Source organism: Microbacterium sp. LMI12-1-1.1 (assembly GCF_040676455.1).
Taxonomy (GTDB): domain Bacteria; phylum Actinomycetota; class Actinomycetes; order Actinomycetales; family Microbacteriaceae; genus Microbacterium.
Genome location: NZ_JBEGIA010000016.1, coordinates 375,920 through 392,879 on the forward strand (window position 1 = coordinate 375,920; position 16,960 = coordinate 392,879).

13 protein-coding genes are annotated in these 16,960 nt (G+C 71.1%); 6 read left to right on the forward strand and 7 right to left on the reverse strand.

The features are described from left to right. Positions 1-32: 32 nt before the first annotated feature. From MRBLMI12_RS19780 to MRBLMI12_RS19790, 3 genes are all read left to right on the forward strand, one after another. Positions 33-722 (forward strand): Maf family protein, encoded by a 690-nt coding sequence (locus MRBLMI12_RS19780; protein WP_363357896.1) that lies wholly within the window; start codon positions 33-35, stop codon positions 720-722. Between the two features lie 110 nt (positions 723-832). After that, a complete protein-coding gene (locus MRBLMI12_RS19785) occupies positions 833-2,599 on the forward strand; it encodes an acetyl/propionyl/methylcrotonyl-CoA carboxylase subunit alpha (protein WP_363357897.1) in 1,767 nt (588 codons plus the stop codon). Between the two features lie 548 nt (positions 2,600-3,147). Next, positions 3,148-3,291, forward strand: coding sequence for a hypothetical protein (locus MRBLMI12_RS19790; RefSeq protein ID WP_363357898.1), 144 nt, complete (start codon positions 3,148-3,150; stop codon positions 3,289-3,291). Positions 3,292-3,651: 360 nt separating this feature from the next. Here the strand turns inward: MRBLMI12_RS19790 and MRBLMI12_RS19795 are convergent, their stop codons facing one another. Next, a complete protein-coding gene (locus tag MRBLMI12_RS19795; RefSeq protein ID WP_349426753.1) occupies positions 3,652-5,109 on the reverse strand; it encodes an NAD(P)H-quinone dehydrogenase in 1,458 nt (485 codons plus the stop codon). Positions 5,110-5,215: 106 nt separating this feature from the next. On the opposite strand from MRBLMI12_RS19795, the gene MRBLMI12_RS19800 reads away from it, so the two are divergent. Together MRBLMI12_RS19800 and MRBLMI12_RS19805 are read left to right on the forward strand one after the other, a co-directional pair. Further along, positions 5,216-6,049, forward strand: a complete 834-nt coding sequence (locus tag MRBLMI12_RS19800) for a purine-nucleoside phosphorylase (protein WP_308868280.1) — start codon at positions 5,216-5,218, stop codon at positions 6,047-6,049. A gap of 155 nt (positions 6,050-6,204) precedes the next feature. Then, a complete protein-coding gene (locus MRBLMI12_RS19805) occupies positions 6,205-8,157 on the forward strand; it encodes a phospho-sugar mutase (protein WP_414686241.1) in 1,953 nt (650 codons plus the stop codon). Positions 8,158-8,709: 552 nt separating this feature from the next. Here the strand turns inward: MRBLMI12_RS19805 and MRBLMI12_RS19810 are convergent. The 5 genes from MRBLMI12_RS19810 to MRBLMI12_RS19830 all read right to left on the reverse strand — a co-directional run bounded on the left by MRBLMI12_RS19810 (position 8,710) and on the right by MRBLMI12_RS19830 (position 13,938). Further along, positions 8,710-9,618 (reverse strand): ATP-binding cassette domain-containing protein, encoded by a 909-nt coding sequence (locus MRBLMI12_RS19810; protein ID WP_363357899.1) that lies wholly within the window; start codon positions 9,616-9,618, stop codon positions 8,710-8,712. After that, positions 9,615-10,442 carry an ABC transporter ATP-binding protein gene (locus MRBLMI12_RS19815; RefSeq protein ID WP_363357900.1) on the reverse strand — a complete coding sequence of 276 codons (828 nt, stop codon included), beginning with the start codon at positions 10,440-10,442 and terminating at the stop codon, positions 9,615-9,617. The genes MRBLMI12_RS19810 and MRBLMI12_RS19815 overlap by 4 nt, the downstream gene beginning before the upstream one ends. Then, the gene (locus MRBLMI12_RS19820) at positions 10,439-11,311 is read right to left on the reverse strand and encodes an ABC transporter permease (RefSeq protein ID WP_363357901.1); all 873 of its coding nucleotides are present in this window, start codon (positions 11,309-11,311) and stop codon (positions 10,439-10,441) included. Before MRBLMI12_RS19820 ends, MRBLMI12_RS19815 begins: the two co-directional genes overlap by 4 nt. Continuing rightward, positions 11,308-12,267, reverse strand: a complete 960-nt coding sequence (locus MRBLMI12_RS19825; protein ID WP_349426749.1) for an ABC transporter permease — start codon at positions 12,265-12,267, stop codon at positions 11,308-11,310. Before MRBLMI12_RS19825 ends, MRBLMI12_RS19820 begins: the two co-directional genes overlap by 4 nt. 123 nt (positions 12,268-12,390) lie before the next feature. Next, entirely contained in the window at positions 12,391-13,938 is a 1,548-nt protein-coding gene (locus MRBLMI12_RS19830) for an ABC transporter substrate-binding protein (RefSeq protein WP_363357902.1), read from the reverse strand. Between the two features lie 185 nt (positions 13,939-14,123). On the opposite strand from MRBLMI12_RS19830, the gene MRBLMI12_RS19835 reads away from it, so the two are divergent. Then, the gene (locus MRBLMI12_RS19835; RefSeq protein WP_349426747.1) at positions 14,124-14,708 is read left to right on the forward strand and encodes a GNAT family N-acetyltransferase; all 585 of its coding nucleotides are present in this window, start codon (positions 14,124-14,126) and stop codon (positions 14,706-14,708) included. A 305-nt stretch (positions 14,709-15,013) separates the two neighbouring features. On the opposite strand, the gene MRBLMI12_RS19840 is transcribed toward MRBLMI12_RS19835, so the two are convergent. Next, positions 15,014-16,954, reverse strand: a complete 1,941-nt coding sequence (locus MRBLMI12_RS19840; RefSeq protein ID WP_363357903.1) for a BglG family transcription antiterminator — start codon at positions 16,952-16,954, stop codon at positions 15,014-15,016. Positions 16,955-16,960: the final 6 nt, after the last annotated feature.

The window sequence follows — 16,960 nt, forward strand, 5'->3', positions numbered from 1 at the left end:
GAGCCTACGGCTCGGCCGCGTACCGTGGGAGCATGCGCGTCTGCCTCGCCTCGACCTCGCCCGCCCGGCTCATGCTGCTGGGACAGTTCGGCATCCGTCCGCTCACGATCGCCCCCGACGTCGACGAGGAGGCTGTGATCGCCGCGGTCGAGGCGGCCGAGCAGCGCGCGCTGGCTCCCGACGAGCACGTGCTCTTACTCGCTCGGCGCAAGGCGGCCGACGTGGCCGCGAGGCTGCGCGACGACATCCCGGGATTCGACGGCATCGTCATCGGCGGCGACTCGATGTTCGAGCTCGACGGCGAGGTGCTCGGCAAGCCGTACACGCCCGAGAGCGCCGCGGCCCGCTGGCGGGCGATGCGCGGGCGCACCGGCGTGCTGCACTCGGGGCACGCCGTCGTTCGCATCGAGCCGGGCGAGGCGCCGAGCGAGGTGCATGCGACGGCAGCGGCATCCGTCTCCTTCGTGGACGACGTGACGGATGCCGAGATCGACGCGTACGTCGCGAGCGGCGAGCCGCTGCACGTGGCCGGTGCGTTCACCGTCGACAGCCTCGGCGGGGCCTTCATCGAACGCGTCGAGGGCGACCCCTCGACCGTCGTCGGCATGTCGGTGTCGACGCTGCGCCGGCTCGTCCGGGAGGTGGGCGTGGAGTGGACCGCGTTGTGGCACACGTCCGATCCGTCGCTCGGTCGGTCCGAGACCGATCCGGTCACGCTGTAGGAGGCACCTCCGACGGGCGACCGGCGTTGTAGTAGGAATCCCACGTTTCTCGTCGGTTCTTGTATGAACCGGTCAAAAGCCCCGGTGGTGCCGTCGGTAGGCTGGCATCCATGCCCCAGATCGCCAAGGTTCTCATTGCCAACCGCGGCGAGATCGCCGTTCGCGTCATCCGCGCCGCCCGCGATGCGGGTAAGGCGTCTGTCGCCGTCTACGCCGACCAGGACCGCGACGCCATGCACGCCCGCCTCGCCGACGAGGCGTACGCGCTCGAAGGCTCTACCAGCGCCGAGACGTACCTGTCGATCGACAAGATCCTGTCGGTCGCCCGCCGCTCCGGGGCCGACGCCGTGCACCCCGGGTACGGATTCCTCGCTGAGAACGCCGACTTCGCTCGCGCCGTGATCGGCGCCGGGCTGGTGTGGATCGGCCCGTCGCCCGAGGCGATCGAGGCCCTCGGCGACAAGGTGACCGCCCGCGCCGTCGCCGAGAAGGTCGGAGCTCCTCTCGCACCGGGCACCCCTGGCCCCGTCGCGGGCGCCGACGAGGTCGTCGCTTTCGCCGAAGAGGTCGGTCTGCCCATCGCCATCAAGGCGGCGTACGGCGGCGGCGGCCGAGGCCTCAAGGTCGCCCGCACGATCGACGAGGTGCCCGAGATGTTCGAGTCGGCCACGCGCGAGGCGATCACCGCGTTCGGCCGCGGCGAGTGCTTCGTCGAGAAGTACCTCGACAAGCCGCGCCACGTCGAGACGCAGTGCCTCGCGGATGCCGCCGGCAATGTCGTCGTGATCTCGACGCGCGACTGCTCGCTGCAGCGGCGTCACCAGAAGCTCGTCGAGGAGGCGCCCGCGCCGTTCCTCTCGGGCGAGCAGAACGCCATCCTCTACGACGCGTCGAAGGCCATCCTCAAGGAGGTCGGCTACGTCGGTGCGGGCACCTGCGAGTTCCTCATCGGCGCCGACGGCACGATCTCCTTCCTCGAGGTCAACACGCGCCTTCAGGTCGAGCACCCCGTGTCGGAGGAGGTCACCGGCATCGACCTCGTGCGCGAGCAGTTCCGCCTCGCCGAGGGCGAGGAGCTCGGCTACGACGACCCGATCGCCGACGGCCACTCGATCGAGTTCCGCATCAACGGCGAAGACCCGGGGCGCGGATTCCTCCCCCAGCCAGGGCCTATCCACGTCTTCAAGACCTTCGGCGGCCCCGGCATCCGTCTGGACTCCGGCGTCACCGCCGGCGACAGCGTGTCGGGAGCGTTCGACTCGCTGCTCGCGAAGATCATCGTCACCGGCCGCGACCGCGCCGAGGCGCTCGAGCGCTCGCGTCGCGCCCTCGACGAGTTCGAGGTGTCGGGGCTTCCCACCGTTCTGCCGTTCCACCGGGCGGTGGTCCGCGACCCCGCGTTCGTCGCGGCGGACGGCCGGTTCGGCGTCTACACGCGCTGGATCGAGACCGAGTTCGTGAACGACATCCCGCCGTGGGACGGCGAGCTCGACGCGCCGGCGCCCGCCGAGGCACGGCACACCGTGGTCGTCGAGGTCGCGGGCAAGCGCCTCGAGGTGAGCCTGCCCGACCGCGTGGTCACCGCACCCGGTGTCGCCGGTCGCCCTGCCGCCGTGCCGCCGTCGCGGCGCTCCCACGCCCCTACCGTGGTGGCGGGCGCATCGGGCGACGCGGTGAAGTCGCCCATGCAGGCGACCATCGTCAAGGTCGCCGTCGAGGAGGGCCAGCAGGTCGTCAAGGGCGACCTGGTCGTGGTGCTCGAGGCGATGAAGATGGAGCAGCCCATCCAGGCGCACAAGGACGGCGTCATCGGTGCGATCAACGCGAACCCCGGCACCACGGTGTCGGCCGGTCACCAGCTGCTGACGATCAGCTGATCCGGCGGGTTCGCTCGGCGCCTGCGCGTCCTGCCAGGGTGCGACCCATCCCTTTTCGGCCGATGAACTTCCGGCTCACACACACCTCGCGAGACGCGTCGCTCCACCTGCCAGGAGTGTGAGCAGCATGTTCAGCGACAGCAGTCACCCACGCGTGTGAGCAGCGGCACGCCCACGAGCGCCGTGTGAGCCGGAAGTTCATCGGCACGACCCCCACACCCGTGTGAGCAGGAAGTTCAGCGAAGCCCGCACACCGGCGCGCACGCACCGCACCGCACCGCACCGGACCGCACTGCACTGCACCGCACCGCACCGCACCGGACCGCACTGCACTGCACCGCACCGCACCGCACCGCAGTGTGAGCCGGAAGTTCATCGCCACGACACCCCACACTGTGTGAGCCGGAAGTGTGCGCCGGAAGTTCACCGACACGACACCCCACACCGTGTGAGCAGGAAGTTCAGCGAAGCAGACACACCGCACCGGAAGTGTGAGCCGGAAGTTCATCGACCCCCGCAGAGGGTGTCTGCGGGCGCGGCGGGGAAGGATGGCCTACGGCCGCCCGGTCGCCGGCGGACGCGGGCCATACGTCTCGTTCGCGATGCCCGACCGTCCCGAGCTGCGCGCCGTCGTCGACGCCGGCGCGAACCGGGCCGCGGAACTGTGGCGCGCGAACAGCGGACTCGGCTGACGGCGCGATGACGGATGCAGGCTGCCCACGGCATCCGTCAGTCCATCGCGTCATTCCACCGGTCGTCGCCCGCCGTTCCCCCCGATCCTCACCCGCGGATGAGTGCGCTGATGCGCTCGCCTTCAACAGGTCAACCGTGCCTCTACAGGAGACCCGGCTCGCAGAAGTCCTGTGGAGCCGCGGTTGACCTGTTGAAGGTGCGACGAGGCGACATTTCCGATGACGTCACCCGCGCCGCGAGCCGGGCGGATGCCGCCGGGCGGGCCACGGACGCGGCGCGCAGCATCGCCGGCGAAGCGGCGATGACGGGTGCCGCCGGCGGGACGGATGCCGCGCGCCCGCGGCATCCGTCAGCCTGGGTCAGCCGCCGTAGACGTTGTGGTCGACGACGTGCATCGCGCGGGCGGCGTCGGTGATGCTGCCCGACAGCGACGGGTAGACCGCGAAGACGCGGGAGACCTGGTCGACGGTGAGGCGGCGCTCGACCGCGATCGCGATCGGGTAGATGAGCTCCGAGGCGCGGGGGGCGACGATCACGCCGCCGATGACGGTGCCGCTGCCCTCGCGGGCGATGAGCTTGACGAAGCCGTCCTTGACGCCCATCATCTTCGCGCGCGGGTTGGCGGCCAGCGGCAGCTTGTGCACGACGCCGTTGATGTGGCCGTCCTCGATGTCCTTCTCCTGCCAGCCGATCGTCGCGATCTCGGGGGCGGTGAAGATGTTGGAGGTGATGCGGCGGCGCTCGAGCGGGATGACGACATCGCCGAGCGCGTGGAAGATCGCGGTGCGGCCCTGCATCGAGGCGACGGACGCAAGCGGCACGAAGGTGGTGCAGTCGCCGGCGGCGTAGATGTTCGGCACCGACGTGCGCGCGACGCGGTTGACCTGGATGTTGCCGGACTCGGTCATCTGAACACCGGCCTCTTCGAGGCCGATGCCCGTGGTGTTGGGGATCGAGCCGACGGCCATCAGGCAGTGGCTGCCCTCGACGGTGCGGCCGTCCGACAGCGTCACGACGACGCCCTCACCGGTGTTCTCGACCTTCTCGGCCCGCGACTTCGACAGCAGCTTCATGCCGCCGCGCTTGAAGACGCGCTCGAGGACGGCAGCGGCATCCTTGTCCTCCCCCGGGAGGACCTGGTCACGGCTGGAGACCAGCGTCACCTTCGCGCCCAGGTTCATGTAGGCGCCGGCGAACTCGGCGCCGGTCACGCCCGATCCGACCACGATGAGGTGCTCGGGCAGCGCGCTCATGTTGTACAGCTGCGTCCACGTGAGGATGCGGTCGCCGTCCGGCTTGGCGCTGGCGAGCTCGCGCGGCGACGAGCCGGTCGAGACGACGAGCGTGTCGGCCTCGATGCGGTCGAAGTCGGTGCCGCCGGGGCCGGTCGACACCACGACGGCGTGGTCGCCCTCGAGCCGTCCGTGGCCGGAGATGATCCTCACACCCGCCTCGACCAGCGACGCGCGCATGTCATCGGACTGCTGTCGGGCGAGCGTGAGCAGGCGCTTGTTCACGGCGCTCAGGTTGATCGCGATCTCGGGCTTGAGGGGCTTGCCGTCCTTGCCCTTCGCGAAGAGCTGCACACCGAGGTCACCGGCTCCGGCGATCGCGACGGCCGCGTCGGCGGTAGCGATGAGCGACTTGGACGGGACGACGTCCGTGATCACGGCCGAGCCGCCGATGCCGGCCCGTTCGACCACCGTCACCTCGGCTCCGAGCTGGGCGGCGGCCAGCGCCGCGTCGTAGCCTCCGGGTCCGCCACCGAGGATGGCGACGCTCTGGGTGGTCTCGAAGCTGATCGACATGGATTCCATTCTCCCCTGCCGGATGCCGCGGCGACGACACATACGGCGACACTCCCGAAGACCCGGCGCAGCGCACTCGCTGGCCCTTGTGCCCGGCGGTTCCTAAAGTGGTGACATGTCAGACACCACCGGCAATCCTCTCGACGACCCCACGGCCGACCCTTTCGAGGTCGCCGCCGCCGCCGCGGAGGACATCGCCCGCATCACCCGCGTCGAGCGTCACGACATCGCGTTGACCCTCGGCAGCGGCTGGGGCAAGGCCGCGGAGCTCCTCGGCGAGACGACCGCGACGTTCCCCGCGACGCAGGTGACCGGCTTCAGCGCTCCCGCGCTCAGCGGTCACGTCGGGACGCTGCGGAGCATCGTCACACCGAAGGGCCGCCGCGTGCTGGTGATCGGCGCCCGCACCCACTACTACGAGGGCTACGGCGTGCGACGGGTGGTGCACAGTGTGCGCACGGCCGCCGCGGCCGGAGCCCGCACGATGGTCCTCACCAACGGCGCCGGGGGCATCAAGCACACCTGGACGCCGGGTCGGCCGGTGCTCATCAGCGACCACATCAACCTCACCGGCGACTCGCCGCTCGAGGGTGCCACGTTCATCGACCTCACCGACCTCTACTCGCTCCGCCTGCGCGACCTGGCGCGATCGATCGATCCGAGCCTCGACGAAGGCGTGTACTGCCAGTTCCGCGGACCCCAGTACGAGACCCCGGCCGAGGTGCAGATGGCGAAGGCGATCGGCGGGCACATCGTCGGCATGTCGACGGCGCTCGAGGCCATCGCCGCGCGCCAGGCCGGCATGGAGATCCTCGGCTTCTCGCTGATCACCAACATGGCCGCCGGCATCCAGAAGACACCGCTCAGCCACCAGGAGGTGCTCGACGCCGGCCGCGAGGCCGAGCCCGTCATCTCGTCGCTCCTCGCCCGTGTGATCGGCGCGCTGTGAGCGGCGCGGAGGTTCCGGCCGCGAGCCCGGACGTGCAGGAGCCGGCACCCGAGAAGGTTCCGGCCGGGTCGGATGCCGCCACCGACGTGCTCGAGCGCGCGCACGCATGGCTCGCGCAGGACCCCGACGGCGAGACGCGCAACGAGCTGCGAGCGCTGATCGAGGCCGCCGAGTCCGGCGATCCGGCGGCCGCGGACGAGCTGGCGGACCGCTTCTCGACGCGCCTGGCGTTCGGCACCGCGGGCCTGCGGGGCGCGCTCGGCGCCGGCAGCAACCGCATGAACCGCGTGCTCGTCGCCCAGGCGGCCGCGGGTCTCGCCGCGTACGTGCGCGAGCAGACCGGGCTTGCGCCCTTGCCGTCCGCCACGACGGATGCCGGCACGGAGGCGGATGCCGACGGCGACGTTGCGGCGCAGGACACGTCGGCGGACCCGGAGCGCGCTGACGCGGCTGTCGCCGAAGGCACAGCGGATGCCGCCGCCGAGCGCGCAGCGGATGCCGCCGCCGCCGAGGGCGCAGCGGACGCTGGCGCCGAGGGCGCAGCGGAGACACCGGACGCCGCCGCGGATGTCGAGGCGGGGGCCGAGACACCGGATGCCGCCGCCGCAGCGATGCCCGATGCACCGGAGCTCACCGAGCCGCCGTCCACCGATGCGCTCGAGGCGGAGGGGCCGGAGGTTCCCGGCATCCTCGACGAGGCCCCGATCGTGGTGATCGGCTACGACGGTCGTCGCAACTCCGACGTGTTCGCGCGCGACTCCGCCGAGATCTTCGCCGGCGCGGGTCTGCGAGCCATCCAGCTCCCCCGCCTGCTCCCGACCCCCGTGCTCGCGTTCGCGGTGCGGCACTTCGGCGCCGCGGCCGGCGTGATGGTGACCGCGAGCCACAACCCGCCCGACGACAACGGCTACAAGGTGTACCTGGGCGGCGCCGACGACGGCTCGCAGATCGTCTCGCCCGCCGACGCCGAGATCGCCGCGCACATCGCACGGGTGGCCGAGGCCGGCGACATCAGCACGCTCCCCCGCTCGCTCGCCTTCGAGGTGGCCGCCGAGAGCGTCGTCGACGACTACATCGCGGCGACCGCCGCCGTCGCCCCGGCGCCGGCCGGAGCGGACGGTCTCACCTGGGTCTACACCGCGATGCACGGCGTCGGGTGGGAGACGCTGTCGCGCATCCTCGAGGCCGCCGGCTACCCGGCGCCGGTGCCGGTGTCGGCGCAGCTCGAACCCGACGGCACCTTCCCGACAGTCGCGTTCCCGAACCCCGAGGAACCGGGCGCGATGGATCTCGCCTTCGACGCCGCCCGCGAGACCGGCGCCGAGCTCGTGATCGCCAACGACCCCGACGCCGACCGGCTCGCCGTCGCCCTGCCCGACGACTCCGCCGAAGGCGGCTGGCGACGGCTGACCGGCAACGAGATCGGCCTGCTGCTGGGGTGGCGCGCCGCGCAGCTCGCGACGGCCGACGGCCCGGCCCCCGACGGCGCATCGCTCGCCTGCTCGCTGGTCTCCTCCCCCGGCCTGCAGGCCGTCGCCGAGCACTACGGCCTCGACTTCCACGCCACGCTGACCGGGTTCAAGTGGATCTCCCGCGCCCCCGGCATCGTGTTCGGATTCGAGGAGGCGCTCGGCTATCTCGTGAACCCCGGCACCGTGCGCGACAAGGACGGCATCTCGGCCGCCGTGGCGATGCTCGGCATGGTGACGGAGGCGCGCGGTCGTGGCGCGACGCTCGGCGATCTCCTCGCCGAGTTCGAGGAGCAGTTCGGCGCCTTCGCGAGCGACCAGGTGTCGATCCGCGTCGACGACGTGTCGCAGATCTCGAGCATCATGGCGGCGCTGCGGGCGCGGCATCCGGAATCCGTCGGGGATGTCGCGGTGGACCGCATCGACGATCTGCAGGAGGGTTTCGACGACCTCCCGCCGGGGGACGTCCTGCGGCTCTGGCTCGCGGACGGCTCCCGCGTGATCGTGCGGCCGAGCGGCACCGAGCCCAAGCTCAAGCTCTACCTCGACGTGCGCGGCGAGTCCCGCGACGACGCCGCCGCGCGGGTCGCCGCGCTCGCGGACGGCGCCCGGGCGCTGCTCGTCGAGTACGGCGGCTGACGCGCCGCCTCCGGTCGTTGAGCGAGCGAGACGAAACGCGCCGGACGATCGCGGAGACTCCGGCGCGTTTCGTCTCGCTCGCTGGCGCTCCCTCGCTCAACGACCGCAACCTCGCCGCCCCCGGTCGTTGAGCGAGCGAGGAACGAGCGAGACGAAACGCGCCGGACGATCGCAGAGACTCCGGCGCGTTTCGACTCGGTCGCCGCCGCTCCCCCACTCAACGACTGCAACCTCGCCACCCCCGGTCGTTGAGCGAGCGAGGAACGAGCGAGACGAAACGCGCCGGACGATCGCAGAGACTTCGGCGCGTTTCGCTCGGTCGCCGGCCGCCGCTCCCTCGCTCAACGGCCGCAACCTCGCCCCCCGGTCGTTGAGCGAGCGAGGAACGAGCGAGACGAAACGCGCCGGACGATCGCGAAGACTTCGCCGCGTTTCGTCTCAGTCGCTGGCGCTCCCTCGCTCAACGACCGGAACTGTGCCCCCGGTCGTTGAGCGAGCGAGGAACGAGCGAGCCGAAACGCGCCGGACGATCGCGAAGACTTCAGCGCCTCGTCAGCGCAGCACGAAGTGGCCGGGCGTGATCTCGGCGAGCGCGGTGCCGTCGGGCTCGAGGCCGACCGGCTCCGGTCGCGTGGAGATGCGCTCCAGACGGCGTCGCGCCTGCACGGGGTCCGTCGACAGCGCGGCGTCGAGGAGATGGCGCGTGTAGGGGTGCTGCGGCGACGCAAACACCTCGGCGGTCGGGCCGAGCTCGACGATGCGGCCGCGATTCATGACGGCGGTGCGCGTCGCGATCTCTCGCACGACGGAGAGGTCGTGCGAGATGAACAGGTACGTCAGCGCGAGCTCGCGCTGCAGGCGCAGCAGCAGTTCGGTGACCTGCGCCTGGATCGACATGTCGAGCGCCGAGAGCGGCTCGTCGCACACCACGAATCCCGGACGCACGGCGATGGCCCGCGCGATCACGATGCGCTGTCGCTGACCGCCCGAGAACGCGCGCGGACGACGGTGGACGGCGTCGCCGTCGATCCCGACGGCGGCGAGCGCCTCGATCGCCTGCGCGCGCGGATCCGCGTCGGGGGCGAGCACCGTGAGCGGCTCCAAGACGTTCTGAAGCGCCGTGCGGTGCGGGTTCAACGATGAGAACGGATCCTGGAAGATGACCTGCATCGACCGGTGGTAGGGCGCGCGCCGGGCACGGGCGAGCGTCGTGAGCTCGACCCCGTCGTACGTGACGGTGCCGCTGGTAGGCTCGTCCATCTGCAGGATGCAGCGCCCCAGGGTCGACTTGCCGCTCCCCGACTCCCCCACCAGGGCGAGCGTCTCACCGCGGCGGATGGTGAGGTCGACGCCGTCGACGGCGCGCACCGTGCCGGTCGTGCGGCCCCAGGCGTTGCGCAGCGGGAAGGTCTTCACGAGTCCCTCGACCCGGACGAGATCGTCCGTCGGCTGCCCGGTCATGCGTCCCCCTCCCCTGCCGATGGCGCGTCGGGCGCGGCATCCAGCAGCTCCCTCGTGTACGGATGCTGCGGCTCGCGGAAGACGCGTTCGACGTCACCGGACTCTACGATGCGACCGTCCTTCATCACGAGCACCTCGTCGCAGACGGCCGCCACGACCGCGAGATCGTGCGTCACGATGAGCACCGTCAGCGAGCGCTCGGCCTGCAGGGCGCGCAGCAGCGCCAGGATCTGCGCCTGGATCGTCGCGTCGAGCGCGGTCGTCGGCTCGTCGGCGAGCAGCAGCTCCGGCCTCGCGAGGAGGGCCATCGCGATCATCGCGCGCTGGCGCATGCCGCCCGACAGCTCATGCGGGTACCGCGACAGCACGCGGTCGGGGTCGGGGATGCGGACCGCCACGAGCGCCTCGCGTGCGAGCGCCGTCGCCTGCCGCCGCCCGACGCGCTGGAACCTCTGCGCGACCTCGGTGAGGTGCGCGCCGATGCGCACGAGCGGGTTGAACGAGGTCATGGGGTCCTGGAAGACCATCGCCGCCGGCAGCCGCTCGCGCGACATCGCCGCGGTGACGTCGCGGCCGTCGAGGAGAACGTGGCGCCACTCGCGCGTGGCACCCTCGGGAAGGATCCCCATCAGCGCGCGGAGCAGCATCGTCTTGCCCGACCCGGACTCGCCGACGATGCCGACGGCGCGGCCCCGCGGCACCTCGAACGACACGTCGTCGAGCACGCGCACGCGACCGCCGGTGCGGTCGGCGAGGTCGACGTCGAGGCCTTCGACACTCAGCAGCACGTCACCGCCGGGGGAAGTCGTCGCGGGGACCGTCATGACGCACCCCCTTCACTGACCGACTGCCGCAGCGCATCGCCGAGCACATTGAACGACAGCACCGTGAGCAGGATGAGGATGCCGGGGATCAGCGCCAGGTACGGCGCCGTCTGCAGACTTCCCTGCGCCGATTCGAGGAGGCTTCCCCACGACGCCATCGGCGGCTGGATGCCGAGGCCGAGGAAGCTCAGCGCCGACTCGGTGAGGATCGCGGTCGAGATGCTCGCCGTCGCAGCGACGATGATCGTAGGCGCGGCGTCGGGCACCACGTGCCGCCACATCACGAGCTCGCGCCGCACGCCGATGTAGCGCGCGTAGCGCACGAACGCGCGCTCGCGGAGCGTCAGCGTCTCGGCGCGCACCAGGCGGGCGGTCGCCATCCACGAGAACGCGCCGATCACGAAGATGATGGTCCAGAGCCCCGGCTTGAGGAACACGCTGGCGACGATCACGAGCACCATCCACGGGATCGACGACAGGAAGTCGACGAACCGCATCAGCAGGTCGTCGATCCGGCCGCCGGCGTACCCCGCGACGAGGCCCACGACGACGCCGATCGCGGTGGCCGCGATCATCGCCAGGATGCCGACGGTCAGCGAGATGCGTCCGCCGTAGACGACACGCGAGAAGTAGTCGCGCCCGAGCTCGTCGGTGCCGAACCAGTGCGCGGCGCTCGGCGGCTGCCAGCGGATCGCGAGGTCGGTCGAGGTCGGATCCAGCGGCAGCAGCGGGGCGAGCAGCGACACCGCACCGACGACGACGAGGAACGCGATGGCCAGCAGGGCCGCGACCGAGCGGAACGACCGCGCGCGATGCACGAGGGTGTTCGCATCGATGGCGGCGGCGACGTTGGGAGTGGTGGCGGTCATGAGCCCGCTCCGATCCGGATACGCGGGTCGACGACGACGTAGAGGATGTCGGCGATGAGGTTACCGACGATGACGAGCACCGCAGACAGCAGCAGCACCGCGAGCACAACCGGGTAGTCGAGGCTTCGCGTCGCCGTGAGGAAGTAGGGGCCGATGCCGGGCCAGCCGAAGATCGACTCGGTCACGATGGCGCCGGTGACGAGGATCGGAAGTGCGAGACCCAGCTGCGTGATGATCGGCAGCATCACGTTGCGGCCGACGTGGCGGGTCAGCACCTGACGGCGCGAGGCGCCGAAGCCGCGCTGCACCAGCACGTAGTCCTGCGAGAGCTGGCTGATGGTCGCGGAGCGCACGTACCGGGCCAACTCGGGGAAGAACGCGACGACGAGCACCAGGAACGGCATCACGAAGTGCATCAGGAAGTCGACCGGATCGCCCTGCTTGCCCACGGAGTGCATGCCGATGATCGGGAACCAGCGCAACTGGTAGCCGAAGACGTAGATGACCAGGAGCGCGAACCAGAACGACGGCGTCGCGATGCCGATGCCGGCGAGCCCGTCGATCGTCTTGTCGACGATCGTGCCCCGACGCGAGCCGGCGATCAGGCCGAGCACCACGGCGATGACGAGGGCGGCGAGGTAGGCCGGCGCCACCAGCATGATCGTGTTCGGGATGCGGGCGGCGAGCTCTTCGGCGATCGAGTGCCGGCTCACGAGCGAGTACCCCAGGTCGCCCTGCAGCACGTTGACGAGCCAGAGCCCGTACTGCACGACGATCGGCTGGTCGAGTCCGTAGCGGGCGCGCATCGCCGCCTCGGTCTCCTCCGACATCTGGGGCGTCGTGATCGCGTCGACGACGTCGTAGGGCGCCGCGTGCAGCAGCAGGAAGACCACGAATGTCACCAGGAGCAGCATCGGGATGACCTGCAGCAGGCGGCGCAGGATGTAGACCGCCATCGTTCTCCTTTCCCCACGAGGGCGACGGATGCTCGGACTCGGCGCAGCCGGGTCGCCGGAAGCGACCCGCCGAACATGACGACGTCACGGGCACCCGTGGCGGGTGCCCGTGACGTCCGTCGCTCACTGCTCGGTGAGAAGCCCGAAGTTCTCGAAGGTGTAGATCGGGACGAGCTTGGCGTCCTCGACGCCGCCGATCCGCGGGTTCACAGCGAGGATCTTGAGGTTGTCGGCGAGCGGGAACACCACCGCGTCCTCGGCGATCTGCGCCTGCAGATCGGCGTAGATCGACGCACGCGCGTCGGGATCGAGCTCGACGGCGCCCTGGTCGAACAGCGCGTCCGTCGCCGGGTTCGAGTACGAGAAGTAGTTCGCCGAGGCGCCCGTGCGGTACAGCAGGCTGTACGCGTCGGGGTCCTGGCCCATGATGTAGCCACCGAGGAACGCGTCGTACTGCGAGTCGGCGCCCTTCTGGATCTCCTCGAAGACCGCGGCCGGCTCGATGCCCGCGAGCTCCACGGTGATGCCGGCATCCTGCAGCTGCTGCTGGATCAGCGTCGCCTCGGTCGTCTGCGCGGGATCGGAGTTCGCGTACGCCAGCGTGAGCGTGAGGTCGGACACGCCGGCCTCCTCGAGGAGGGCGGCCGAGGCATCCGCGTCCTGCTGGTACTGCTCGACGTCCTCCGTCGCGTAGGCGTTGCTCGGCGGAAGGATCGTGTAGGCGTTCTCGTAGTAGTCCTCGCTGAGGAACGCGCCGGTGTTGATCTCGTCGCGGTCGAGGGCGAAGAAGATCGCCTGGCGCACCTTCGGGTCGGTGAGCTTCGCGGCGTTGAGACCGAGGTAGGCGACGCGGCCCTCGGCGTACGGGTTCACGTTCAGCCCGGCACCCTCGAGCTCGGCGACCTGGTCGGGGGTCGCGAAGGAGGCGTCCACCTCACCGGTCTGCAGCGCCGTCTTGACCGTGTCGGCGTCCGACACGATGCGCAGCGTCACCTCGGGGATCTTCGGCGCCTCGCCGTAGTAGTTCTCGTTCGCCTCGAACGTGAGGTACTGGCCGCGCTCGTACTCGGCGAGCTTGTACGGGCCCGAGCCGACCGCGATCGGGTCGAGCTCCGAGACCGAGAAGTCGGTGACGTCGCCGTACACGTGCTCGGGGATGATGTACGTCTCGGTGGCGATGTTGCTGAGGGCCGCCGCGCTGACGCTGGGCAGGTGGAAGACCACGGTGCGCTCGTCGGTGGCCTCGGCGGTGATGGGCTGGTCGCCGATCCACAGCAGGTCGGCGTTGCCGTTCTCGCGGACCGCCTTGTTCGTGTAGGTGAAGACGACGTCGTCCGCCGTGAGCGGCTCGCCGTCGGACCAGGTCAGGCCGTCCTTCAGGGTGACGGTGACCGACAGGCCGTCGTCGGCGGGCTCGATGGACTCGGCCAGCTCGTTGACGACCGTGCCGTCGCCCTCGACGCGCGCGAGCGGCGAGTGCACGAGGTTCGTGACCGTCAGGCCCCAGCGGTCGCCGACGTTGATCGGGTTGAGCGATGTCGGGTCGCTCGCGATCGCGTAGGTGAACTGTCCGGTCGCCTCGGCGCTGCTCGTCTCGGGTGCCGCTTCGCCCTGCGCGCAGGCCGCCAGTCCGATGGTCGCCGCCAGTGCCAGTGCGATGGGGGCGATCACTCGCCGTCTCGTCTTTACGAGCTCTTGGGTCTTCATCGTGGTTCGAGTCCTCTTCGCTGTGCATGCGCCCGAATGAACGCACCGTTCGAGCCTAGGTCGGCCCCCGAGCGGGAGGCTCCGATCGGCCGAACAATTGCGAAGTATGTCGACGCGGCGACAAGCACATCGAGCCCTAGGCTCGGAGGATGCTGCTCACCCTGCCCATCGCGCTGGAGAACGCGTACGTGCGCCTCGAACCGCTCGCCCCCGAGCACGAGGCCGACCTCGCCGCGGCCGCGGTCGGCCTGGAGCACACCTGGTACACGTCGGTGCCGCGTCCCGACGGGGTCGCCGCCGACATCGCGCAGCGGCTGGCGTGGCGCGACGAGGGCCACATGAACCCGTGGGCGGTCCGCCGCCTGGACACCGGGCGCGTGGTGGGCACGACGACCTTCTGCAACATCGACCAGCCGAATCGCCACGTCGAGATCGGGCACACCTGGCTCGGCCGGGAGGCGCAGCGCACCGCGGTCAACACGGCATCGAAGCTGCTGCTGCTGGGCCACGCGTTCGAGGCGTGCGACGCGATCGCAGTCGAATTCCGCACGCACTGGCACAACCTGCAGTCCCGCGCCGCGATCGCCCGGCTCGGCGCCCGGCAGGACGGCGTGCTGCGCAACCACCGGCTCGGTCCCGACGGCACGCTCCGCGACACCGTCGTGTTCTCGATCCTCCCCCACGAGTGGCCCGCGGTGCGCCTCGGCCTCACCGAGCGCCTCGCCCGCGGCTGACCCGGCCGCTGCGGCCGCGGTTCGCCGTGGTCCGCGGCATCCATCGTTCCTCCCCCTCCCCGCCCGGACGTTCCGGGTTTGGGGCGCACCGTGCACGGTTGGGGCGCACGGCGCCTAGTTGGGGCGCACCGCGCGCAGTCGGGGCGCACGGCGCACGCCCCGAACGTTCGCCGTGCGCCCCAAAACCCGAAGCCCCTCCGCCGTGCGCCCCAAACCCGAAGCCCCCGCCCCGCCGTGCGCCCCAACCCGAAGCCCCCCGCCCCGCCGTGCGCCCCAAACCCGAGAAGAACGCCGGATGCCGCGGGTCAGCCGTCGATGACGGCGACGAGCTCGTCGAGGAAGGCGTTGAAGTCGGTGCCGCGGCGCACGATCCGCTGCACGCTGTCGCGCTCGCTGAACACCTCGACGAACTGCTCGAACACGGTCTGGAACGCCTCGCGATCGGTCTCCGAGAACGCGACGAGCGCGACGACCTGCACCCGCCCGTCGCCCCACGCGATCGAGGGGTCGGCGATCCCGATCGCGATGGCCGTGCGGGATGCCGTCATCTCGAGGGCATGCGGCACCGCCAGGGCGTCGGTGAACGCGGTGGACGAGAGCCGTTCGCGCTCGATCGTGCGCTCGACGTATGCAGCGTCGATCACCCCGCGCTCGAGGAGGAGCGCCCCGAGCGCACGGATCACCCCCTCCTCGCCGGAGGCCGCGGCATCGTCGAGCCCGCGTACGAAGGCGGACGGCTCGAAGTAGCGCTCGAGCTCGGCGCGCAGCCTCGCGAGCCGCCGCGAGCGACGGATGCGGCCTGCCGCGGCCTGCACGCGCTCGACGTCCGCGTCGGTGAGGAACGGCTGGATGCGCACGATCCGCTCCTTGGTCACGGGCGGGTCGATGGTGGTGAGCACGAGGTCGGTGTCGATCGACGCCCAGTCGGGATCGACGCGCGTCTCGACGCCGACGACCTCGATGGCCTGCCCGAGCGAACGATCGACACTGGAGCGCAGCAGCTCGTGCAGGTCGTAGTACCCCGGGCACACGATGGTCGCGGTCAGCAGCTGGTCGGCACGCCGGCTGCGCTCGAGGCGCCCGCCGACGTGCATCGCGATGTAGGCGATCTCGTCGTCGGGCAGCGGAATGCCGAGGCGCTGCTGCAGGCGGCTCGCGATGAACACGGCCACCTCGAAGATCATCGGATACGTCGACTTGAGCGAGCGCGTGAGCGGGTTGCGCGACCACGCCTGCTCCCGCGCGCGGTGCAGCAGGTTCTGGACGTGGAGCGCCAGGCGGACCACGAAGTCGTCGTGGGCGATGTCGACGAGGAACTCCTCGGCGGCGGCGGTCACGACGTCGCGCACCGCGGCCTCCACCTCGGGGTCGAGGGTCGAGGGTGCGGTGGCGGATGCCGCTCCCGCAAGTCCGTCGGGAGCGACGACGCGGGTGAGCACGAGGGTCGCCAAGTGCTGCAGGTCGGCGCTGCCGAGCCGCACGCCGAGGTGCCGCTCCGAGAGCTCCTCGATGATGGCCGCCACCTGCGTCTGCGTGGGGCGCTCGCCGGCGTCCGAGCCGATCGCGTCGAGGGGCCGGTTGCGCGCGGTGCGGTCGGCGGCGATCGCGATGTGCATGACGACGTCGGCGATGCCGATCTCGTTGACGAACCACCCGAGCGCGCCCAGGCGCGCCACCAGCTCGGTCTTGAACGGACCGAAGGCCTCGGCCCCGACCGATCCCTCGCCGAGGGTGCGCCGGAGGGCGGCGAGGTCGAAGGATCCGGCATCCATCTCGTCGTGGGCGAGCTTGCTGAGAAGCCGCCGCTGGGCACCCTCGGTGCCGCGCAGGCGGGCGCGCGACGCCGAGCGCTCGAGGGTGAGCTCGGTCCCGCCGAGCAGCCCGCGCACCCGCGCAAGGTCGGCGTCGAGCGTCGCGGGTGAGACGTGCAGCGCGTCGGCGGTCTCGAACACGTCGATGCCGTCGGGGGCGTCGAGGAGCGCCCGGACCACGGTGTGGAGCCGGTCGCGCGGCGTGCCGGCGTCGCCGCCCGCTCGCACGGCGGCAGCGGCCTCGGCCCCGGCCCGATAGCCCTGCGGCCCCGATTCGACCGCGGTGCCCGGTGCGACGCGCGCGTTGGCCGCGGTCACGTAGGAGCGGATGCTGCGCGGAGTCACACCGAGGGCGTCGGCGAGGGCGGATGCCGTGACCCAGTCGCCGTCGCGCAGGAGCAGTCCGAGCACGCGATCTTGCCGGGCCCGGGTCACCTGCCC

What these genes read in the sequence shown, in the direction of transcription:
- MRBLMI12_RS19810 (WP_363357899.1), bottom strand. Translation starts at nt 9,618, where the DNA reads ATGACCGGGCAGCCGACGGACGATCTCGTCCGGGTCGAGGGACTCGTG.
- MRBLMI12_RS19800 (WP_308868280.1), top strand. Translation starts at nt 5,216, where the DNA reads ATGTCAGACACCACCGGCAATCCTCTCGACGACCCCACGGCCGACCCT.
- MRBLMI12_RS19825 (WP_349426749.1), bottom strand. Translation starts at nt 12,267, where the DNA reads ATGGCGGTCTACATCCTGCGCCGCCTGCTGCAGGTCATCCCGATGCTG.
- MRBLMI12_RS19785 (WP_363357897.1), top strand. Translation starts at nt 833, where the DNA reads ATGCCCCAGATCGCCAAGGTTCTCATTGCCAACCGCGGCGAGATCGCC.
- MRBLMI12_RS19835 (WP_349426747.1), top strand. Translation starts at nt 14,124, where the DNA reads ATGCTGCTCACCCTGCCCATCGCGCTGGAGAACGCGTACGTGCGCCTC.
- MRBLMI12_RS19780 (WP_363357896.1), top strand. Translation starts at nt 33, where the DNA reads ATGCGCGTCTGCCTCGCCTCGACCTCGCCCGCCCGGCTCATGCTGCTG.
- MRBLMI12_RS19815 (WP_363357900.1), bottom strand. Translation starts at nt 10,442, where the DNA reads ATGACGGTCCCCGCGACGACTTCCCCCGGCGGTGACGTGCTGCTGAGT.
- MRBLMI12_RS19820 (WP_363357901.1), bottom strand. Translation starts at nt 11,311, where the DNA reads ATGACCGCCACCACTCCCAACGTCGCCGCCGCCATCGATGCGAACACC.
- MRBLMI12_RS19795 (WP_349426753.1), bottom strand. Translation starts at nt 5,109, where the DNA reads ATGGAATCCATGTCGATCAGCTTCGAGACCACCCAGAGCGTCGCCATC.
- MRBLMI12_RS19790 (WP_363357898.1), top strand. Translation starts at nt 3,148, where the DNA reads ATGGCCTACGGCCGCCCGGTCGCCGGCGGACGCGGGCCATACGTCTCG.